18 protein-coding genes and 1 tRNA gene are annotated in these 20,479 nt (G+C 70.8%); 11 read left to right on the forward strand and 8 right to left on the reverse strand.

The window, feature by feature from the left end:
- Window positions 1-5 precede the first annotated feature (5 nt).
- Window positions 6-875, forward strand: a complete 870-nt coding sequence (locus ACSMXR_RS07210) for an ABC transporter ATP-binding protein (protein ID WP_218528071.1) — start codon at window positions 6-8, stop codon at window positions 873-875.
- Window positions 872-1,588 (forward strand): ABC transporter ATP-binding protein, encoded by a 717-nt coding sequence (locus tag ACSMXR_RS07215; RefSeq protein ID WP_103507271.1) that lies wholly within the window; start codon window positions 872-874, stop codon window positions 1,586-1,588. The genes ACSMXR_RS07210 and ACSMXR_RS07215 overlap by 4 nt, the downstream gene beginning before the upstream one ends.
- Window positions 1,589-1,674: 86 nt before the next feature.
- Here ACSMXR_RS07215 and ACSMXR_RS07220 read toward each other — a convergent pair whose 3' ends face one another.
- Window positions 1,675-2,331, reverse strand: coding sequence for an ANTAR domain-containing response regulator (locus ACSMXR_RS07220; protein WP_003969810.1), 657 nt, complete (start codon window positions 2,329-2,331; stop codon window positions 1,675-1,677).
- Window positions 2,332-2,425: 94 nt separating this feature from the next.
- Here ACSMXR_RS07220 and ACSMXR_RS07225 point away from each other — a divergent pair.
- Window positions 2,426-2,512: transfer RNA gene (locus ACSMXR_RS07225), tRNA-Leu, on the forward strand.
- 83 nt (window positions 2,513-2,595) lie between these two features.
- Complete coding sequence (locus tag ACSMXR_RS07230) at window positions 2,596-3,384, forward strand: helix-turn-helix domain-containing protein (RefSeq protein ID WP_473171457.1); 789 nt, start codon at window positions 2,596-2,598, stop codon at window positions 3,382-3,384.
- 6 nt (window positions 3,385-3,390) lie between these two features.
- Here the strand turns inward: ACSMXR_RS07230 and pyk are convergent, their stop codons facing one another.
- Window positions 3,391-4,830, reverse strand: coding sequence for a pyruvate kinase (gene pyk / locus ACSMXR_RS07235; RefSeq protein ID WP_030079614.1), 1,440 nt, complete (start codon window positions 4,828-4,830; stop codon window positions 3,391-3,393).
- Between the two features lie 120 nt (window positions 4,831-4,950).
- Entirely contained in the window at window positions 4,951-5,667 is a 717-nt protein-coding gene (locus tag ACSMXR_RS07240) for an SIMPL domain-containing protein (protein ID WP_473171458.1), read from the reverse strand.
- 140 nt (window positions 5,668-5,807) lie between these two features.
- Here ACSMXR_RS07240 and ACSMXR_RS07245 point away from each other — a divergent pair, with 140 nt between their 5' ends.
- Window positions 5,808-7,634, forward strand: a complete 1,827-nt coding sequence (locus ACSMXR_RS07245; RefSeq protein WP_473171459.1) for a bifunctional metallophosphatase/5'-nucleotidase — start codon at window positions 5,808-5,810, stop codon at window positions 7,632-7,634.
- A gap of 110 nt (window positions 7,635-7,744) precedes the next feature.
- On the opposite strand, the gene ACSMXR_RS07250 is transcribed toward ACSMXR_RS07245, so the two are convergent.
- Window positions 7,745-9,172 (reverse strand): lysine N(6)-hydroxylase/L-ornithine N(5)-oxygenase family protein, encoded by a 1,428-nt coding sequence (locus ACSMXR_RS07250; RefSeq protein WP_364881302.1) that lies wholly within the window; start codon window positions 9,170-9,172, stop codon window positions 7,745-7,747.
- A complete protein-coding gene (locus tag ACSMXR_RS07255) occupies window positions 9,169-10,713 on the reverse strand; it encodes a pyridoxal phosphate-dependent decarboxylase family protein (protein WP_473171460.1) in 1,545 nt (514 codons plus the stop codon). The genes ACSMXR_RS07250 and ACSMXR_RS07255 overlap by 4 nt, the downstream gene beginning before the upstream one ends.
- Window positions 10,714-11,047: 334 nt before the next feature.
- On the opposite strand from ACSMXR_RS07255, the gene ACSMXR_RS07260 reads away from it, so the two are divergent.
- The 5 genes from ACSMXR_RS07260 to ACSMXR_RS07280 all read left to right on the forward strand — a co-directional run bounded on the left by ACSMXR_RS07260 (window position 11,048) and on the right by ACSMXR_RS07280 (window position 14,451).
- Window positions 11,048-11,389: an ArsR/SmtB family transcription factor gene (locus ACSMXR_RS07260; RefSeq protein WP_137232603.1), complete on the forward strand. Its 342-nt coding sequence runs from the start codon at window positions 11,048-11,050 to the stop codon at window positions 11,387-11,389.
- Between the two features lie 77 nt (window positions 11,390-11,466).
- Window positions 11,467-13,239: a SulP family inorganic anion transporter gene (locus tag ACSMXR_RS07265; RefSeq protein ID WP_473172347.1), complete on the forward strand. Its 1,773-nt coding sequence runs from the start codon at window positions 11,467-11,469 to the stop codon at window positions 13,237-13,239.
- A complete protein-coding gene (locus ACSMXR_RS07270; protein ID WP_376186036.1) occupies window positions 13,236-13,688 on the forward strand; it encodes an ATP-binding protein in 453 nt (150 codons plus the stop codon). The genes ACSMXR_RS07265 and ACSMXR_RS07270 overlap by 4 nt, the downstream gene beginning before the upstream one ends.
- Before the next feature lie 51 nt (window positions 13,689-13,739).
- Window positions 13,740-13,961, forward strand: a complete 222-nt coding sequence (locus tag ACSMXR_RS07275) for an alkylphosphonate utilization protein (RefSeq protein WP_031121993.1) — start codon at window positions 13,740-13,742, stop codon at window positions 13,959-13,961.
- A gap of 118 nt (window positions 13,962-14,079) precedes the next feature.
- On the forward strand, window positions 14,080-14,451 hold the full coding sequence (locus ACSMXR_RS07280; RefSeq protein ID WP_381794499.1) for an ArsR/SmtB family transcription factor: 372 nt from the start codon (window positions 14,080-14,082) through the stop codon (window positions 14,449-14,451).
- Here the strand turns inward: ACSMXR_RS07280 and pepN are convergent.
- The 3 genes from pepN to ACSMXR_RS07295 form a co-directional block, all read right to left on the reverse strand.
- Window positions 14,448-16,997: an aminopeptidase N gene (gene pepN / locus ACSMXR_RS07285; RefSeq protein ID WP_473171461.1), complete on the reverse strand. Its 2,550-nt coding sequence runs from the start codon at window positions 16,995-16,997 to the stop codon at window positions 14,448-14,450. The genes ACSMXR_RS07280 and pepN overlap by 4 nt on opposite strands.
- Window positions 16,998-17,182: 185 nt before the next feature.
- Window positions 17,183-17,509: a chorismate mutase gene (locus ACSMXR_RS07290; RefSeq protein ID WP_218527893.1), complete on the reverse strand. Its 327-nt coding sequence runs from the start codon at window positions 17,507-17,509 to the stop codon at window positions 17,183-17,185.
- A gap of 25 nt (window positions 17,510-17,534) precedes the next feature.
- The gene (locus ACSMXR_RS07295; RefSeq protein WP_137232608.1) at window positions 17,535-18,419 is read right to left on the reverse strand and encodes a helix-turn-helix domain-containing protein; all 885 of its coding nucleotides are present in this window, start codon (window positions 18,417-18,419) and stop codon (window positions 17,535-17,537) included.
- Between the two features lie 175 nt (window positions 18,420-18,594).
- Between ACSMXR_RS07295 and ACSMXR_RS07300 the strand changes: the two genes are divergently transcribed.
- The gene (locus tag ACSMXR_RS07300) at window positions 18,595-20,472 is read left to right on the forward strand and encodes a glycoside hydrolase family 35 protein (RefSeq protein ID WP_473171462.1); all 1,878 of its coding nucleotides are present in this window, start codon (window positions 18,595-18,597) and stop codon (window positions 20,470-20,472) included.
- Window positions 20,473-20,479 lie beyond the last annotated feature (7 nt).

Raw genomic sequence — 20,479 nt, forward strand, 5'->3', positions numbered from 1 at the left:
ACACCATGACCACCACCACACCCGAAACCGCCACCACCGTGCTCGACGCGAGCGGCGTCACCATGCGCTTCGGCGGACTCACCGCCGTACGCGACGTCGACCTCACCGTCAACGCAGGCGAGATCGTCGGACTCATCGGCCCCAACGGCGCCGGCAAGACCACCTTCTTCAACTGCCTCACCGGCCTCTACGTCCCCACCGAGGGCAAGGTCAGCTACAAGGGCACCGTCCTGCCGCCCAAGCCCCACCTCGTCACCCAGGCAGGCATCGCCCGCACCTTCCAGAACATCCGGCTCTTCGCCAACATGACCGTCCTGGAAAACGTCCTCGTCGGACGCCACACCCGCACCAAAGAGGGCCTCTGGTCCGCCCTCCTGCGCGGACCCGGCTTCAAGAAGGCCGAAGCCGCCTCCCACGCACGCGCCATGGAACTCCTGGAGTTCATCGGCCTCCAGGACAAGGCCGACCACCTCGCGCGCAACCTCCCCTACGGAGACCAGCGCAAGCTGGAAATCGCCCGCGCACTCGCCAGCGACCCCGGCCTCCTCCTCCTGGACGAGCCCACCGCCGGCATGAACCCCCAAGAAACCCGCGTCACCGAAGAGCTCATCTTCGCGATCCGGGACATGGGCATCGCCGTACTCGTCATCGAGCACGACATGCGCTTCATCTTCAACCTCTGCGACCGCGTCGCCTGCCTCGTCCAGGGCGAAAAACTCGTCGAGGGCTCCCCCGGCGAGGTCCAGGCCGACGAACGCGTCGTCGCCGCCTACCTCGGCACCCCCTTCGAAGGCGCCCCCGGCGCCGACGAAGTCGCCGAGGTCGAAGCAGCAGAGGCGCACAGCACCACCCGCACGGAAGGGGAAACCCAGTGACCGCCCTGCTAGAGGTCGAAGACCTCCGCGTCGCCTACGGCAAGATCGAAGCCGTCAAGGGCATCTCCTTCACCGTCGAAGCCGGCCAGGTCGTCACCCTCATCGGCACCAACGGCGCGGGCAAGACCACCACACTGCGCACCCTCTCCGGGCTCCTCAAGCCCTCCGGCGGCCGCATCACCTTCGACGGGAAGCCCCTCGGCAACGTCCCCGCGCACAAGATCGTCGCGCTCGGACTCGCCCACTCCCCCGAAGGCCGCCACATCTTCCCCCGCCTCAGCATCGCGGAGAACCTCCAGCTCGGAGCCTTCCTCCGCACCGACAAGGCAGGCATCGAGAAGGACATCCAGCGCGCCTACGACCTCTTCCCCATCCTCGGGGAACGCCGGAAGCAGGCCGCGGGCACCCTCTCCGGCGGCGAACAGCAGATGCTCGCCATGGGACGCGCCCTCATGTCCCAGCCCAAGCTGCTCATGCTCGACGAGCCCTCCATGGGACTCTCCCCGATCATGATGCAGAAGATCATGGAGACCATCGTCGAGCTCAAGGCGGCGGGCACCACGATCCTGCTCGTCGAGCAGAACGCCCAGGCCGCCCTGTCCCTCGCGGACCAGGGTCACGTCATGGAGGTCGGCAAGATCGTCCTCTCCGGCCCCGGCTCGGACCTGCTCCACGACGAGTCGGTCCGCAAGGCGTACCTCGGCGAGGACTGACACCCCTGCCGTACGGAAGAGGCCCGCACCCGGTTCGTTCCGGGTGCGGGCCTCTCTCGTCGCGTACGCGTACGCCGTGTACGCGGCTACTCCGCCGACTTCTTCTTCTCCTCGGCGTCCTCGATCAGCGCCTCCGCCAGCTGCTGCATCGACATCCGGCGGTCCATCGACGTCTTCTGGATCCACCGGAACGCGGCCGGCTCGGAGAGCCCGTAATCCGTCTGCAGGATGCTCTTCGCCCGGTCCACCAGCTTCCGGGTCTCCAGCCGCTGCGAGAGGTCCGCGATCTCGCTCTCCAGCGCCTTCAGCTCCGCGAACCGGGAGACGGCCATCTCGATGGCCGGCACCACGTCGCTCTTGCTGAACGGCTTCACGAGGTACGCCATGGCCCCGGCGTCCCGGGCCCGCTCGACGAGGTCGCGCTGCGAGAAGGCGGTGAGCATCAGAACCGGGGCGATGGACTCCTCGGCGATCTTCTCGGCGGCGGAGATGCCGTCGAGGACCGGCATCTTCACGTCCAGGATGACGAGGTCCGGCTTGTGCTCCCGGGCCAGCTCGACGGCCTGCTGCCCGTCGCCCGCCTCACCGACGACGGAGTAGCCCTCCTCCTCCAGCATCTCCTTGAGGTCGAGGCGGATGAGGGCCTCGTCCTCGGCGATGACGACACGGGTCGTCAGCGGCGGGACGTGCGACTTGTCGTCGTCGACGGCGTCTACGGGCTGGGGCGACTCGGGGGTGGTCACGGGGCTCCTTGATTCAGGGCAGGCACTGCTGCGAAGCAGCCTACCTACCTGCTGCCGCCTTCTGTCACCAGGTACACTGCTGATCGGCTACCACGCCGGGTTGGCGCAATTGGTTGACGCGGAGGTCTCAAACACCTCTGTCCGAAAGGACATGTGGGTTCGAATCCCATACCCGGTACCACCCTGCGAAGCGGATGTTCACTTTCGCGTGAACATCCGCTTTTTGCTGCCCAGGGCCGCCCCCTCTACACCAAGGGTGGACGAATGAACACACACAGCACTGAGGTACGACAGAAGGCTCTCGCGCTTCTCCGGAACGGCACCAAGAACGCCGAAGTGGCCCGGCGGCTGAACGTGCCGTGCGGCACCGTCTCGTACTGGCTGCACATGGACCGCTCCAAGCGTGGTGAATGCCCCGGGACGCACAATCCGTCGTGCCACCGGTGCGACGGCACGGTGCTCGACGAGCCCGCCTACGCCTACCTGCTCGGGCTCTACCTGGGCGACGGCCACATCAGCCAATACTCGGCGCATCGAGCACCCAGCCTGATGATCACGCTGGACGATGCCTGGCCAGGAATCCAGGACGAGGCGGAGGCCGCGTTACGCAAGGTCTTCCCGCAGAACGCCACAGGCCGGGTCCGCCGGACCGGCTGCCACAACATCAAGGTGTACTCGAAGCACCTCGTCTGCTACTTCCCTCAGCACGGTCCGGGCAGGAAGCACGAGCGCGAGATCGTCCTGGAGCCCTGGCAGCAGAAAATCGTCGATGCGCATCCCTGGCAGCTCGTCCGGGGTCTCGTCCACTCCGACGGCTGTCGGCTCACCAACTGGACGACTCGCATGGTCAGTGGTGAACGTAAGCGCTACGAGTACCCCCGGTACTGGTTCACCAACGTCTCCGACGACATCCGCCGCCTCTACACCGACACCCTCGACGCGCTGGGGATCACCTGGACGCACTGCACCCGCGCGGGAAAGCCCTACAACATCTCCGTAGCCCGACGGGCATCCGTAGCCCTCATGGATGCGCACGTCGGGCCGAAATACTGAGCCGCCCTACTTCGGGCTGTCGTCCTCGCCGATGTGGTGGACGCGGACCAGGTTCGTGGAGCCCGCGACGCCGGGCGGTGAGCCGGCGGTGATGACCACGACGTCGCCCTTCTTGCAGCGGCCGATGCGCAGGAGTTCCTCGTCGACCTGGGCGACCATCGCGTCCGTGGAGTCGACCTTCGGGCCGAGGAAGGTCTCGACGCCCCAGGTGAGGTTGAGCTGGGCGCGGGTGGCTTCGTCGGGGGTGAAGGCGAGGAGCGGGATGGGTGAGCGGTAGCGGGAGAGGCGTTTCACCGTGTCGCCGCTCTGGGTGAAGGCTACGAGGAACTTGGCGCCGAGGAAGTCGCCCATTTCGGCGGCGGCCCGGGCGACGGCTCCGCCCTGGGTGCGGGGCTTGTTGCGTTCGGTGAGGGGCGGGAGGCCCTTGGCGAGGAGGTCTTCCTCGGCGGCTTCGACGATGCGGCTCATGGTGCGCACGGTCTCGATGGGGTATTTGCCGACGCTGGTCTCGCCGGAGAGCATCACCGCGTCGGTGCCGTCGATGATGGCGTTGGCGACGTCGGAGGCTTCGGCGCGGGTGGGGCGGGAGTTGTCGATCATCGAGTCGAGCATCTGGGTGGCGACGATGACCGGTTTGGCGTTGCGCTTGGCGAGCTTGATGGCGCGCTTCTGGACGATGGGGACTTGTTCCAGGGGCATTTCGACGCCGAGGTCGCCGCGGGCGACCATGATGCCGTCGAAGGCGGCGACGATGTCGTCGATGTTGTCGACGGCCTGGGGTTTTTCGACCTTGGCGATGACGGGGAGGCGGCGGCCTTCTTCGTCCATGATGCGGTGGACGTCGTCGATGTCGCGTCCGGTGCGGACGAAGGAGAGGGCGATGATGTCGGCGCCGGTGCGCAGGGCCCAGCGGAGGTCGTCGATGTCCTTCTCGGAGAGGGCGGGGACGGAGACGGCGACGCCGGGGAGGTTGAGGCCCTTGTTGTCGGAGACCATGCCGCCTTCGATGACGGTGGTGTGGACGCGGGGGCCGTCGACGTCGGTGACTTCGAGGGTGACGCGGCCGTCGTCGACGAGGATGCGTTCGCCGGTGGTGACGTCGGCGGCGAGGCCGTCGTAGGTGGTGCCGCAGATGTCGCCGGTGCCCTGGTTTTCGAGGGGTTCGACGGTGATGGTGAAGGTGTCGCCGCGTTCAAGGAGTACGGGGCCTTCGCGGAAGCGTCCGAGGCGGATCTTCGGGCCTTGAAGGTCGGCGAGGATGCCGACGCTGCGGCCGGTTTCCTCGGACGCCTTGCGGACGTGGTGGTAGCGCTCTTCGTGTTCGGCGTAGCTGCCGTGGCTGAGGTTGAAGCGGGCGATGTCCATTCCCGCTTCGACCAGGGCCTTGATCTGGTCGTACGAGTCGGTTGCGGGTCCCAGGGTACAAACGATTTTCGCTCGGCGCATGGTTCGAGACTAAACCTTACCTACGGGTAGGTATTTGGCTCTGCGTGACACCTCAACAACCTTTGAATGAAGGGTTATTGACAAGTGTTGAATTGTGCGGCGGGGTGCTCTGATGAGCGTTTATCCGAGGTTCGGCGGGATGAGGGTGAAGGCCGCTTCGACCTGGGCGTCGACGTTCTGGCGTACGGGTTCGAGGTCGACGGGGGGCGCTTCGGTGGCGGTTTCGGCGCGGGCGGAGCGGAAGGCTCCGGCGCCGCCGTAGGACGCGGTGGCGAAGGTGGCTCCGCCGACGGTGCCGGTGTCGCTGAGTTCGAGGAGGGCGCCGATGCGGGTGTCGAGGGCTTCGGCGTACTCGCGGGCGCGTTGGAGTGCTTCCTGGACGGCTTGGCGGCGGGCGGCGGCGTGGTGGGGGGAGGTGGGGCGCAGGGCCCACCAGGGGCCGTCGACGCGGATGAGTTCCTGGTCGGCGAGGCGCGCGACGAGTTCTCCGAGGATGGTGAAGTCGTTGAGGGTGGCGGCGAGTTGGAGGCTGCCGTGGTAGGCGCGGATGCGTTCGCCGCGGCCGTGGCGGGTGAGTTCGGGGCGGATGGTGAGGGTGCCGGTTTCGAGTTTCTCGACGGTGTCGCCGTGGCCCTTGATGAGGTCGAGGGTGGCCGTGTTGCGGCGGGTGAGGTCGTTCAGGGTGGTGCGGCGGTCGGTGTTGCGGGCGGTGATGGTGACGGTGATGCGGGCGATTTCGGGGTCGACTTCGAGGTGGGCTTCGCCGCGGACGGTGACACGGGGGGCGGTGGGGGTGCCGTGGGAGGGGTGGGGTGCGGGGGTGGGGGTTTCGGTCATGTGTTCACTGTGGCACGGCGGGTGTCACCTCGGGGTGTGTGCCGGGTGGTCATCAGATCGAAACCTGCGCGGGGTGTTGCGGGTGTGGGGTGCTGGGCCAGAATCTACGCGCGTTGCCCTACTGAACGAGGAGTGAAGAGATGCCGTTGAACCGTAGGACGTTTCTGGGCCGTTCGGCTGCCGCCGGTGCGGGTGTGGCGATGGCGGGCGGTGCGGTCGTGGGGTCGGCCGGTGCGGCGGAGGCGGCGGGGCATGGCCACGGGCACGGTCATGGGCGGCCTCCGAAGCGGTACTCGTTCACGGTGATGGGCACGACGGATCTGCACGGGAACGTCTTCAACTGGGACTACTTCACGGACAAGGAGTACGACGACTCGGCGCACAACGATGTCGGTCTGGCGAAGATCTCGACGCTGGTGGATCAGGTGCGCCGGGAGAAGGGCCGCCGGAACACGCTGCTGATCGATGCGGGTGACACGATCCAGGGCACGCAGTTGTCGTACTACTACGCGAAGGTGGATCCGATCACGGCGCGGCGTGGTCCGGTGCATCCGATGGCGCGGGCGATGAACGCGATCGGTTACGACGCGGCGGCGCTCGGGAATCACGAGTTCAATTACGGGATTCCGGTGCTGCGGAAATTCGAGGAGCAGTGCGATTTCCCGCTGCTGGGGGCGAATGCGCTGGATGCGAAGACGTTGCGGCCGGCGTTCGCTCCGTATGTCATCAAGCGGATGCACACGCCGTGCGGGCGTGATGTGCGGGTGGCGGTGCTGGGGCTGACGAACCCGGGTATCGCGATCTGGGACAAGGCGAATGTGGGCGGGAAGATGGTGTTCCCGGGTCTGGAGGAGCAGGCGGCGAAGTGGGTGCCGAAGCTGCGGTCGATGGGTGCGGACGTGGTGATCGTGTCGGCGCATTCGGGTTCTTCGGGGACGTCGTCGTGGGGTGATCAGCTGCCGTACGTGGAGAACGCGGCGGCGCTGGTGGCGGAGCAGGTGCCGGGGATCGACGCGATTCTGGTGGGGCACGCGCATGTGGAGATCGCCGAGCACTTCGTGACGAACAAGGAGACCGGGAAGCAGGTCGTGCTCTCGGAGCCGGCGAAGTGGGGGCAGCGGCTGACGCTGTTCGATTTCGATCTGGTGTGGGAGAAGGGCCGCTGGACGGTGGAGAAGGCCGGTTCGCGGGTGCTGAACTCCAATACCGTGCCGGAGGACCGGAAGGTGACGTCGCTGCTGCGGCGCGAGCACCGCAAGGTGGTGGAGTACGTCAATCAGGTGATCGGTACGTCGGTGGTGGCGATGTCGACGGCCGAGGCGCCGTGGAAGGACGAGCCGATCATCGATCTGATCAACCAGGTGCAGACGGAGACGGTGACGGCGGCGTTGGCGGGTGGCGAGCATGCGGCGCTGCCGGTGTTGTCGCAGGCTTCGTGTTTCTCGCGTACGGCGGGGGTTCCGGCCGGTGATGTGACGATCAAGGACGCGGCGGGGCTGTATCCGTTCGAGAACACGCTGGAGGCGCGGCTGATCACGGGCGCCCAGTTGAAGGACTATCTGGAGTACTCGGCGCGGTATTACGTGCAGACGGCGGCGGGTGGTCCGGTGGACACGGCGAAGCTGACGAACGCGGACGGGATTCCGGACTACAACTACGACGCGGTGTCGGGCGTGACGTACGAGATCGATATCGCGAAGCCGGCGGGTTCGCGGATCGTGGGGTTGTCGTTCGACGGGGCGGCGATCGATCCGGCGGCGCGGTTCGTGTTGGCGGTGAACAACTACCGGGCGAGTGGTGGGGGGAACTTCCCGCATGTGCCGGGTGCGCAGCAGCTGTGGGCGGATTCGGACGAGATCCGGAACACGATCATCGGGTGGGTGCGGGAGAAGGGTTCGGTGGATCCGGCGGCGTTCGCTGCGGTGGGGTGGCGGCTGACGCGTGAGGGGACGCCGGTGTTCCCGTGACTCCGGCGGTTCCACGAACGCCGGTGTTCCCGTAACTCCGGTTGGTGTGTTGTTCGTTCGGCCCGGGTCTCCTCTTCGGTGGGGGCCCGGGCCGTTCGTCGTCCTGGGGGTCAGAGGGTTTGGCTGAGGGGGACGAGGGCGGGGGCCTGGGCGGGGATGCCGGGGGGTTGGGGGGTGAGGCCGAAGGTGGTGAAGGCGGTGCGTTCGGGGAGGGGGTAGGGGTTGGCGCCGGTGAGGTTGTTGAGGATGGTGGCGCTGCGCCAGGCGGCCAGTCCGAGGTCGGGGGCGCCGACTCCGTGGGTGTGGCGTTCGGCGTTCTGTACGTAGACGTGTCCGGTGACGGTGGGGTCGAGGATCAGGCGGTACTGGTCGTCGATGCGGGGGCGGTGGGAGGCGTCGCGGCGGAGGTAGGGGTCGAGGCCGCCGAGGAGGGCGTCGAGGGGGCGTTCGCGGTAGCCGGTGGCGAGGATGACGGCGTCGGTGGTGAGGCGGGTGCGGGTGCCTTGCTGGGTGTGTTCGAGGTGGAGTTCGACGCGGGTGTTGGCGAGGCGTCCCGCGGTGCGGACGTGGACGCCGGGGGTGAGGGTGGCGTCGGGCCAGCCGCCGTGGAGGGTGCGGCGGTAGAGCTCGTCGTGGATGGCGGCGATGGTGTCGGCGTCGATGCCTTTGTGGAGCTGCCATTGGCGGGGGACGAGTTCGTCGCGGGCGGACTCGGGCAGGGCGTGGAAGTAGCGGCTGTAGTCGGGCGTGAAGTGTTCGAGGCCGAGCTTGGAGTACTCCATGGGGGCGAAGGCCTGGGTGCGGGCGAGCCAGTGGATGTTCTCGGCGCCTTCGGGGCGGGCGCGGAGGAGGTCGAGGAAGATCTCGGCGCCGGACTGGCCGGATCCGATGACGGTGATGTGTCCGGCGGCGAGGAGGCGTTCGCGGTGGCGGAGGTAGTCGGCTGAGTGGAGTACGGGGACGGCTTCGGCTTCGGCGAGGGGTTTGAGGGGTTCGGGGACGAAGGGTTCGGTGCCGATGCCGAGGGCGATGTGGCGGGCGTAGGCGCGGCCGAGGGCTTCGGCTTCGCCGTCGCGGTCGAGTTGGGTGAAGTCGACTTCGAAGAGGGCGCGGTCGGTGTTCCAGCGGACGGCGTCGACCTGGTGGCCGAAGTGGAGTCCGGGGAGTTGTTCGCTGACCCAGCGGCAGTAGGCGTCGTATTCGGCTCGTTGGATGTGGAAGCGCTCGGCGAAGTAGAAGGGGAAGAGCCGGTCGCGGGTGCGGAGGTAGTTGAGGAAGCTCCAGGGGTTGGCGGGGTCGGCGAGGGTGACGAGGTCGGCGAGGAAGGGGACTTGGAGGCTGGCGCCGTCGAGGAGGAGGCCGGGGTGCCAGTGGAAGGCGGGGCGTTGTTCGTAGAAGGTCGCGGCGAGGGGGCGGGGGTCGCCGGGGGTGGCGGGGATGTTGTGGGCGAGGGCGGCGAGGGAGAGGTTGAAGGGGCCGATGCCGATGCCGACGAGGTCGTGTGGCTGGTCGGGTTCGGGGGCGGGCCGGTCGGTCATCGCGGGGTGTCGCCTTCCGTGGGGTGAGGGGTGGGGTGGGTGGTGCCGGGGGTGGTGCCGTTCGGGGAGTCCGGGCCGGGGTCGGCCGGGGTGGCGGTGACGAGGTCGGCCGGGGTGGCCGCGGCGGGGCCGGTCAAGAGGTCGGTGGCCGTGACGGGGCCGGTCAGGAGGTCGGTGGTGGTGGCGGTGGCGAGGTCCAGGAGTGCTTGGAGGTCGTCGGGGGTGGTGTGGGGGTTGAGGAGGGTGGCCTTGAGCCAGAGGCGGCCTTCGGCGTGGGCGCGGCCGAGGACGGCGTGGCCGCGTTGGAGGAGGGTGCGTCGGACGGTGGCGACGGTGTGGTCGTCGGTTCCGGTGGGGCGGAAGAGGACGGTGCTGATGGTGGGGCGGTCGTAGAGGTCGAGGGTGGGGGTTTTGGCGATGAGGTCGGCGAGGTGGTGGGCGGTGGCGACGGTGCGGTCGATGAGGTCGGCGAGTCCGGTGCGGCCGAGGGCCTGGAGGGTGATGGCGATCTTGAGGGCGTCGGGGCGGCGGGTGGTGCGCAGGGAGCGGCCGAGGAGGTCGGGGAGGCCGGCTTCGGTGTCGTCGTCGGCGTTGAGGTAGGGGGCGTGGTGGTGGAGGGGGGTGAGGTGGTGGCGTTCGGGTACGGCGAGGAGGCCGGCGGATGCGGGTTGCCAGCCGAGTTTGTGCAGGTCGAGGGTGACGCTGTGGGCGCGGTCGAGGCCGTGGAGGAGGGTGCGGTGGGTGGGGCTGAGGAGGAGGGGTCCGCCGTAGGCGGCGTCGATGTGGAGTTCGGCGCCGTGGGTGGTGCAGAGGTCGGCGATGGCGTCGAGGGGGTCGATCTCGCCGGTGTCGGTGGTTCCGGCGGTGGCGACGACGAGGAGCGGGCGGTGGAGTTCGGTGAGGGCTTCGTCGAGGGCGGCGAGGTCGAGGGTGCCGGTGGGGGCGGGGACGACGACGGGTTCGGGGAGGCCGAGGAGCCAGGCGGCGCGGGCGACGCTGTGGTGGGCGTTGGCGCCGCAGACGGTCTGTACGGGGCCGTGGCGTTCGCGGGCGAGGAGGAGGGCGAGTTGGTTGGCCTCGGTGCCGCCGGTGGTGATGACGGCGTCGGGTGAGGGGGTGTGGGGGTAGATCTCGGCGGCGAGGGCGCTGGTGAGGTCGGCTTCGAGGGCGGAGGCGGCGGGGGCCTGGTCCCAGGAGTCCATGGAGGGGTTGAGGGCGCTGGCGGCGAGGTCGGCGGCGGCTGCCAGGGCGAGGGGCGGGGTGTGGAGGTGGGCGGCGCAGTGGGGGTGGGCGGGGTCGGCGGCGCCTGCGGCGAGGGCGGTGACGAAGGTGCGCAGGGCGTGGTGGGCGCCGGTGCCGTGGTCGGGGATGAGGGGGTGGGTGGCGGTGCGGGTGCGGGGGGTGACGGTGTCGGGTCCGCCGGCGGGGAGGGGGCCGCCGCGGAGGGTCGCGCCGTCGTGGAGTGCGGTGAGGACGGTGTCGATGAGGGGGCGCAGCGCGTCGGGGCCTGCGGTGCCTCCGGCGAGGGGCGGGGTGGGCATGGGTGGGGTGGTCCTTCGGGGTGCGCGGGGGTGGACATGCCAGCTTGTCCCGGGTTTCGGGTGGCGCGGCCGAAGAGGTCAACGATCTGAACTCGAAAGGGGTACTGGCGGTCGGTGTGGCCGGGCCGGCGGGGGTCGGGGTGGTATGGGTGTGCGGGTTCTGGATGGGTGTGCGGGCGGGGTGGTCCCGCGTGGTGTTGCTCAATGAGTGAATTGCGAAATTCTGCAATTCACTACATGCTGTGTGGGCCGTTCCGCCGTCGTGCGCGGACCGCGGCCCCCGCCCGGCTCTTCCGCCCGCGGTGGTGACGTACTGCCGAGGAGAGGTTCCGCCGTGCCGGTCCCCCTGTACCAGGCCAAGGCCGAGTTCTTCCGGATGCTCGGGCATCCGGTGCGTATCCGGGTCCTGGAGCTGCTCCAGGCGGGCCCGTTGCCGGTGCGGGATCTGCTGGCCGCGATCGAGGTGGAGCCCTCGGCGCTGTCGCAGCAGCTGGCGGTGTTGCGCCGGTCCGGCATCGTCACCGCGACCCGGGAGGGTTCCACGGTGGTGTACGAGCTGGCGGGCGGTGATGTCGCCGAGCTGATGCGGGCCGCGCGGCGGATCCTGACGGAGATGCTGTCCGACCGGGACAGCTTGCTCGCCGAGCTGCGGGAGGCCGAGGTGTCCGCGCCGTGAGCGGGTTTTCGGATGTGGCGGCGCGGGGCTGGGGGCGGGTGCGGGCGCTGCTGCCGGTGCGCGCCGACTTCGAGGCCATGACCCGTGCTCCGCGCCGTGATCTGCTGGCCGGTCTGACGGTGGCGATCGTGGCGTTGCCGCTCGCGCTCGGTTTCGGGGTGGCGTCGGGGCTGGGCGCGGAGGCGGGGCTCGCTACGGCGGTGGTGGCGGGGGCGCTGGCCGCGGTGTTCGGCGGGTCGAACCTGCAGGTGTCGGGGCCGACCGGGGCGATGACGGTGGTCCTGGTGCCGATCGTCGCGGAGTACGGTCCGGGCGGGGTGCTGACGGTCGGGCTGATGGCGGGGGGCCTGCTGATCGTGCTGGCGCTGCTGCGGGCGGGCCGGTCGATGCGGTACGTCCCGGCGCCGGTGGTCGAGGGGTTCACGTTCGGGATCGCGTGTGTGATCGCTCTCCAGCAGGTTCCGAACGCCCTGGGGGTGGCCGCCCCGGAGGGCGACAAGGTGCTGGTGGTGGCGTGGCGGGCGGTCGAGGAGTTCGTGGGCGGCCCGAACTGGACCGCGCTCGCGATCACCGTCGGGGTGGCGGGGCTGATGCTGGCGGGGGCGCGGCTGCGTCCGGGGGTGCCGTTCTCGGTGGTGGCGGTGGTCGCGGCGACGCTGGCGGCGCAGCTGTTCCACCTGGACGGGGCGACGCCGATCGGTGCGCTGCCCGCGGGTCTGCCGGCTCCTTCGCTCGGGTTCCTGGATCTGTCGGCGGTGGGTTCGCTGGTGGCTCCGGCGGTCGCGGTGGCGGCGCTGGCTGCGCTGGAGTCGCTGCTGTCGGCGACGGTGGCCGACGGGATGACGACGGGCCAGAAGCACGATCCGGACCGGGAGCTGTTCGGGCAGGGCATCGCGAATCTGGCCGCGCCGTTGTTCGGCGGGGTGCCCGCGACGGCGGCGATCGCGCGGACGGCGGTCAATGTCCGTACGGGCGCGGGTTCGCGGCTGGCGGCGCTGACGCATGCCGGGGTGCTGGCGGTGATCGTGTTCGCGGCGGCTCCGCTGGTGTCGCGGATCCCGCTCGCCGCGCTGGCCGGGGTGCTGCTGGCCACGGCGGTGCGGATGGTCGAGGTGGGGGCGTTGCGGGCGATGGCGCGGGCGACGCGCTCGGACGCGGTGGTGCTGGTGCTGACGGCGGCGGCGACCCTGGTGCTGGATCTGGTGCTGGCGGTCGTGATCGGGCTGGCGGTGGCCGGGCTGCTGGCCCTGCGCGCGGTCGCGGCCGAGGCGCGGTTGGACCGGGTGCATCCGTACGACGACGGCGTTCCGGAGCTGCCGGGCGCACAGACGTACGGCGACGGCGTGCCGGAGCTGCCGGGCACGGAATCGTACGAGGGTGGCGGCGGCGGTGACGGTGAGCTCGCCGGGACGGCCGGGCAGGTGGTGGCGTACCGGGTCGAGGGGCCGTTGTTCTTCGCCGGGGCGCACCGTTCGCTGCTGGAGCTCGGCGAGATCTCCGGCGTACGGGTGGTGATCCTGCGTATGTGCCGGGTGACCACGGTGGACGCCACCGGTGCGCTGGCGCTGAAGGACACCGTGCACCGGCTGAACGGGCGGGGCATCGTGGTGCTGGCCTCCGGGATCCGGCCGGGTCAGCGGCGGGCGCTGGAGTCGGTGGGGGCGCTGGAGCTGCTGCGGCGGGAGGGGCGTGAGTACGCCACGGCGTCCGAGGCGTTCGGCGCGGCCCGGGAGCGGCTGGCGGCGGCCGGGGTGGCGCGGGCCGACGGGGCGGCGGCGGCCGGGGTGGTGCCGGCCCGGGGCGGCCGGGACGTGCCGGTGGCGGCTCCGGCCGAGGAGGCGGCCCGATGATCACGCCTCCGGACACCTTGCCGTACCGGCATGTGCTGACGCTGCCCACCCTGGGTTCGGCCGTGCGCATCGCCCGGGAGACCGCCGAGCAGGTGCTGGCGGAGTGGGGGGTGGCGGCGCAGGATCCGTGCCGGGATCCGGCGCTGCTGATCGTCAGTGAGCTGGTGACCAACAGTGTGCGGCACGCGGCGGTGCTCTCGCCGAATGTGACGGTGGTGTTCGCGGGCGGCCCCGACACGTTCGCGTTCGGTGTGCACGACCGCCATCCGTACCGTCCTGCGCTGTTCGCGTCCGCCGGCATAGCGCCGGGTCGGGGGCTGGCGACCGTGATGGAGCTGACCCACGGTCTGGGCGGCAGCGCGGTGGTGCGGGGCGATGTCGACGAGGGCGGCAAGAGCATATGGATCACGCTGCCGCTGCGGCGGAACGGCCGGTCCCATGACCGTTGAGAGATGTCCGGTGCAAGAGCTGTACCGGGTGGAGAAGGGCAGGAACGCGCCATGAGCGACATCGTCGTGAAGGACAGCAACGGGACCGTGCTGGCGGACGGTGACTCCGTGACCACGGTCAAGGACTTGAAGGTGAAGGGCACGTCGGAGACGCTCAAGCGCGGCACGCTGGTGAAGAACATCCGGCTCACCGGGCGCGCCGGTGAGATCGAGTGCAACACGAAGAAGGTCAAGGGGCTCGTGCTGAGGACCGAGTTCCTGAAGAAGGCCTGACCCGGCCGGTCCCCGGGTTCATCCTCGTGGTGCGAAGGCGCGAGGATGAACCCATGGAGAAGAGTTCTGGTCAGGTGTGGTGCGGCGGTTTTCCGCCGTGCGGAACGGGGCCCCGCCGGTGAGTACGCCGCTGTACCGCTTGAAGGCGGAGTTCTTCAAGACGCTGGGGCACCCGGTGCGGATCAGGGTGCTCGAACTGCTCAGTGAACGCGAGCACGCGGTGTCGGAGATGCTGAACGAGGTGGGGGTCGAGGCCGCCCATCTGTCGCAGCAGTTGGCCGTGCTGCGCCGTGCGGGTCTGGTGACGGCCCGGCGGGAGGGCTCGGCGGTCCATTACACGCTGGCCGACCCGGGGGTGGCGGAGCTGCTGCGGGTGGCGCGGACGATTCTGACCGGGGTGCTGTCGGGTCAGGCGGAGCTGCTCGCCGACCTGCGGTCGGGGAGCGACGGCCCGGACGAGGGTCGTCCGGGCCGTGCGGATACGCCCTAACGGTCGGCCGACGTCCGTACGGCGAGGGCGCGGCGGAGGTCGTCGAGCTGGTCGACGAGCTTGCGGCGCAGGGCGGGGATGAGGGCCGGGTCCTCCAGGGCGCGGGTGCCGGTGGCGAGGCTTTCGGCGTCGACGGCGTACGCGGGGAAGGCGTAGCGTCCGGCGGCCTCGGCGATGGCGGGGCCGCGGCGGGCGGCGAGTGCGGTGGCTTCCGGGTAGAAGCGGGGCACGTAGTCGCCGGTCAGCTCTTCCTGGCCGGGCTGCCAGAAGCCCTGGGCGGTGGCGGTGAAGAGGTAGTTGGACAGGGTGTCGTCGGTGAACAGGGCGTCCCAGGCGGCTGCCTTGGCTTCGGGGGTGGGCAGGGCGGCGCGGCAGCGGGCGGCGCCTTCGCGGCCGGTGGCGCTGGGGTCGGCTTCGAGGGCTGCGGCGATGGTGGTCTCGTCGGTGGCGCCGAGGACGGCGAGCCGGGTGAGGATGCGCCAGCGCAGCTCGGGGTCGAGTTCGGGGCCGCCGTGGACGGTGTCCTCGTCGAGCCAGGTGCGCAGGGTGTCGGGCTGGGTGGCGGCGTCGATGAAGTGGCGTACGGCGATGAGGCGCAGGCCGGGGTTGGAGCCGTCCTCGGTGCGGCGGATGAGGTCGCGGCAGAGGTCGGTGAGGGTGGCGAGGGCGGCCGGGCGGTTCTCGGGGGCGGTGTAGCGGGCGGCGATCTGTCCGGCGGCGAAGGTGAGGACGCCCTGGACGAGGGCGAGGTCGCTCTCGTGCGGGAGGTGGGTGCGGGCGGTCGCGAGGTAGGTGGCCGGGTCGAGTTCGCCGTCGCGGACCATGTCGCGGGCGGTGTTCCAGAGGACGGCCCGGGTGAGGGCGTCGGGGATGCCGGAGAGGCCGGTCAGGACGGTGTCCCAGGAGGCGGTGTCCAGGCGGACCTTGGCGTAGGTGAGGTCGCCGTCGTTGAGGACGACGAGGGCGGGGCGGTGGCCGGGGCGGATCGTGGGGGTGCCGTCGCCGGGTACGTCGATCTCGAAGCGGTCGCGCAGCGCGAGGTGGCCGGGGCCGGCCTGGGTGCCCAGGGCGTGGTCGTAGGCGCCGACGGTGATGCGGTGGGGGCGGGAGCCGTCGCGGGTGACGGTGAGGGACCAGGACTGGCCGTTGCCGTTGCCGTTCGGTGCGGTGGGGGCGGCGGGCTCGGGGGTGCCGGTCTCGGCGGTGAGGGTGTCGATGCCGGTGGTGCGCAGCCACTGTTCGGCCCAGGCGTGGACGTCGCGGTCGGTGGCGGAGGCCAGGTTGTCGATGAAGTCGGCGAGGGTGGCGTTGGCGAACCGGTGGCGGGCGAAGTGGGCGTTGATGCCGGCCAGGAAGTCCTTCTCGCCGAGCCAGGCGACGAGTTGGCGCAGGGCGGAGGCGCCCTTGGCGTAGCTGATGCCGTCGAAGTTGAGGAGGGCGGACGCGGAGTCGGGGACGGCGTCGGGGTCGGGGGCGACGGGGTGGGTGGAGGGGCGCTGGTCGGCGTCGTAGCCCCAGCCCTTGCGGGCGACGCCGAAGTCGACCCAGGTGTCGGTGAAGCGCGTGGCCTCGGTGAGCGTCTGGTAGCCCATGTACTCGGCGAAGGACTCGTTCAGCCAGATGTCGTCCCACCAGGTGAGGGTGACGAGGTCGCCGAACCACATGTGGGCCATCTCGTGGGCGATGACCATGGCGCGGGTCTGGCGTTCGGTGTCGGTGACGGCGGAGCGGTAGACGAACTCGTCGCGGAAGGTGACGAGTCCGGGGTTCTCCATGGCGCCGGCGTTGAACTCGGGGACGAAGGCCTGGTCGTAGGAGTCGAACGGGTAGGGCTCGTCGAACTTCTCGTGGTAGCGGTCGTAGCAGGCGCGGGTGATGTCGAGGATCTCGTCGGCGTCGGCGTCGAGGTAGGGCGCCAGCGAGCGGCGGCAGTGGATGCCGAAGGGCAGTCCGGCGTGCTCGGTGGTGACCGAGTGCCAGGGGCCCGCGGCGATCGCGACGAGGTAGGTGGAGATGAGGGGGGTGGGGGCGATGGTCCAGCGCCCCTGTCCGGTGTGTTCGGCGACGCCGTTGCCGAGGACGGTCCAGCCTTCGGGGGCGGTGACGTCGATGGCGAAGACGGACTTGAGGTCGGGCTGGCAGAAGGCGGCGAAGACGCGCTGGATGTCCTCCATGAACAGCTGGGTGTAGAGGTAGGTCTCGCCGTCGGTGGGGTCGGTGAAGCGGTGCATGCCCTCGCCGGTGCGGGAGTAGTGCATCGCGGCGTCGACGCGCAGTTCGTGGGGGCCGGCGGTGAGTCCGGTGAGGGGGTAGCGGTTGCCGTCGAGGAGGGCGGGGTCCAGGGGGTGTCCGTCGAGGCTGATCGAGCGCAGGGTGGCGGGCTTGACCTCGACGAAGGTGTCTCCGGCCGCGCGGGCGGTGAACCGGATGGCGGTGACGGAGTCGAAGGTCTCCTCGCCGGTGGTGAGGTCGAGGGCGATCGTGTACCGCTCCACGTCGAGGATCTGGGCTCGGGTCTGCGCTTCGTCGCGCGTCAGTACGGACATGGCCCCATGCTGCCGTACGGGGGACGGCGGGCGCAGCGGGGTTCTCCCTGGGCGGACGGGCGGATCTCGGCCGGTCCGGGCGGACCGGCGGCCGGGCGGACGCGTTGCCGTGCGGACGGGGTCGGTCCGGGTGGCGCGCGGGTGCGGGTCTCGCGGGCGCGTCCGCCGTGCCCGGCGGTGGGCGGTCAGGCCCCGGCGCCGTTCCCCGCTTCGTCGGCGATGCGCTCGTGGTGGCGGATCACCTCGGCGATGATGAAGTTCAGCAGCTTCTCGGCGAACGCCGGGTCCAGGTTCGCGCTCTGCGCCAGCTGCCGGAGCCGGGCGATCTGACGGGTCTCGCGGGCCGGGTCGGCGGGCGGCAGCCTGTGGTCCGCCTTGAGGCGGCCGACCTGCTGGGTGGCCTTGAAGCGCTCGGCCAGCATGTGGACGACGGCGGCGTCGATGTTGTCGATGCTCTCGCGCAGCCGGTTCAGCTCGGCCTGGACGGACGGGTCGATTTCGCTCGTGCTCATGGTCAGCGAGCTTAGACGGCCGCCGTCAGGTCGTGATCGTCGGCGGGTCGTCCGGATCGGGCACCCGGTCGCTCCAGCCGCCGGGCACGCTGCGGCCCTGCTGTTCGCGGAAGCGGACGGGGGCGGTGCCGACCCGGCGGGCGAAGAGCCGGGAGAAGTAGGCGGGGTCGTCGTAGCCGACGCGGCGGGCCACGGCGGCGACCGGCAGGTCGGTGGCGGCGAGGAGTTCCTTGGCCCGGCCGAGGCGGATGCCGAGCAGATAGTCCTTGGGGCTGCAGCCGGCTCCGCGCCGTACGGCGGTGCGCAGTTCGGCGGGGGTCATACCGTGCCGGGCGGCGTGCTCGGCGACGGTGAGCGGCTGGTACGCGTCGCGGGCCAGCGCCTGGAGCACCGGGTCGCCGTCGGGCCCGATGTCGGCGCGGGCGCGGCGGAGCGAGACGAGGAGTTCGTGGACGGCGGCCCCGGTCTCCACCTCCAGGAGGGGGTTGCCGCGCCGGGCGGCGCGCACGATGCGGCCGACGGCGGCGCGCGGGGCGGCGGTGTCGGAGAGCGGGACGAGGGGGCGGTCGGGCTCGATGTAGCCGAGTTCGGTGTACGTGGCGGTGGCGGGGCCGGTGAAGTCGACGAAGCTCTCGTCCCAGCCGGTGCCGGGGTCGGCGCCGTAGTGGTGGGGGGTGCCGGGGGTCAGCCAGATCAGGCTGGGGCCGGTGACGGGGGTGCGGCGGCCGTCGGGGCCCTTGAACCAGCCGGTGCCGGAGTTGACGACCACAGCGACGTGGTGGTCGAGGGTGCGGGGTCCGACGGTGGGCAGCGCGCCGTGCTGGAGGCCGACGCCGAGGCAGACGAGGCCCAGCCGGTGGTGGAGCGGGCTCGGCGTGAAGAAGCGCATCCAGGTGTGGTAGGTCGGCATCCCGCTCCTCCTTCCCGCGCACGTCGTCCCGCGCGGCGCGTCCGATGTCCTGCGCGTTGTGTCCAATCAGCAGCGATCTTTGTCCATGGACCCGGTGCGCGCCAGAGGTGAAGGTGGTCGGACCAATTCACCGGAGGGCCGCGGGTGCGGCCGGGCACAGGAGCGTACGAGCGCGATGACCGACTTCACCGTGGGGGACGACGGCTTCCGGTTCGACGGGAAGCCCGTACGGCTGCTGTCGGGCGCCCTGCACTACTTCCGGGTGCACGAGGAGCAGTGGGGGCACCGGCTGGCGATGCTCGCCGCGATGGGGCTGAACTGCGTCGAGACGTACGTACCGTGGAATCTGCACGAGCCCCGGGAGGGCGAGGTCCGGGATGTGGGGGCGCTCGGCCGGTTCCTGGACGCGGTGGAGCGGGCGGGGCTGTGGGCGATCGTGCGGCCGGGGCCGTACATCTGCGCCGAGTGGGAGAACGGCGGTCTTCCGGTGTGGGTGACGGGCCGGTTCGGGCGGCGGGTGCGGACCCGGGACGCGGAGTACCGGGCGGTGGTGGAGCGGTGGTTCCGGCAGCTGCTGCCGCAGGTGGTGCGGCGGCAGACCGGCCGGGGCGGTCCGGTGATCCTCGTCCAGGCGGAGAACGAGTACGGGAGTTACGGCAGCGACGCGGCGTATCTGGAGTGGCTGGCGGGGCTGTTGCGGCAGTGCGGGGTGACGGTTCCGCTGTTCACGTCGGACGGCCCGGAGGACCACATGCTGACCGGTGGTTCGGTGCCGGGTCTCCTCGCGACGGCGAACTTCGGTTCGGGGGCGCGGGAGGGTTTCGAGGTGCTGCGCCGGCATCAGCCGAAGGGCCCGTTGATGTGCATGGAGTTCTGGTGCGGCTGGTTCGACCACTGGGGGGCCGAGCCCGTCGTACGGGATGCGGGGCAGGCGGCCGGGGCGCTGCGGGAGATCCTGGAGTGCGGGGCGTCGGTGAACATCTACATGGCGCACGGCGGGACGAACTTCGCGGGCTGGGCCGGGGCGAACCGCGGTGGCCCCTTGCAGGACGGGGCGTTCCAGCCGACGGTGACGTCGTACGACTACGACGCGCCGGTCGACGAGTACGGGCGGGCCACGGAGAAGTTCCGGCTGTTCCGGGAGGTCCTGGAGGGGTACGCCGAGGGGCCGTTGCCCGCGCTGCCGCCGGAGCCGGAGGGGCTGGCCGGGCCGGTACGGGTGGAGCTGGACGGGTGGGCCGGGCTCGGGGACGTACTGGAGGCGCTGGGCGATCCGGAGACGGCGGAGTCGGGGGTGCCGCCGACCTTCGAGGAGCTGGGCGTGGACCGGGGTCTGGTGCGCTACCGGGTGGCGGTGCCGGGGCCGCGCCAGGCGTATCCGCTGGGGGCCTCGGGGCTGCGGGACCGGGCGGTGGTGTACGTGGACGGGGTGCGGGCCGGGGTGCTGACCGAGGAGTCCGGGCCGCTGCCGGAGCCGGTGGCGGGTCCGGCGGAGGTCGAGCTGTGGGTGGAGTCGCTGGGCCGGGTCAACTACGGGCCGCGGCTGGGTGAGCCGAAGGGCGTCACGGGCGGGGTGCTGCACGAGCGGCAGTATCTGCACGGGGTACGGGCCCGGGCGCTGCGGCTGGACGCCTTCGAGGCGGCGGACGCGGTGGCGGCGGTCCCGTTCGGTCCGGTGGAGGCCGCCGCGGGGGCGGGCGATGCGGGGCGGACGGGCCTGTTCCGGGGGACGTTCACGGTCGGGGGCGCAGCGGGCGTCACGGGCGGCTCAGGCGGCTCAGGCGGCTCAGGCGGCTCAGGCGTGCCGGGTGTCGATCACGCCGGTCTCGAACTGCCGGGCTGGACGCGCGGGTTCGTGTGGGTGAACGGCTTCTGCCTGGGCCGGTACTGGTCGGCGGGCCCGCAGCGGACCCTGTACGTGCCGGGTCCGGTGCTCCGCGAGGGCGTCAACGAGGTGTGGGTGCTGGAGCTGGAGGACGCGGGCGAGCCGCGGGTGGAACTGGGTCCGGGAGCGCCCGTACGTACGGGCGCTCCCGGGGTGGTTCAGCCGTGATCACCGG

The organism is Streptomyces sp. DSM 106670, from assembly GCF_055792845.1.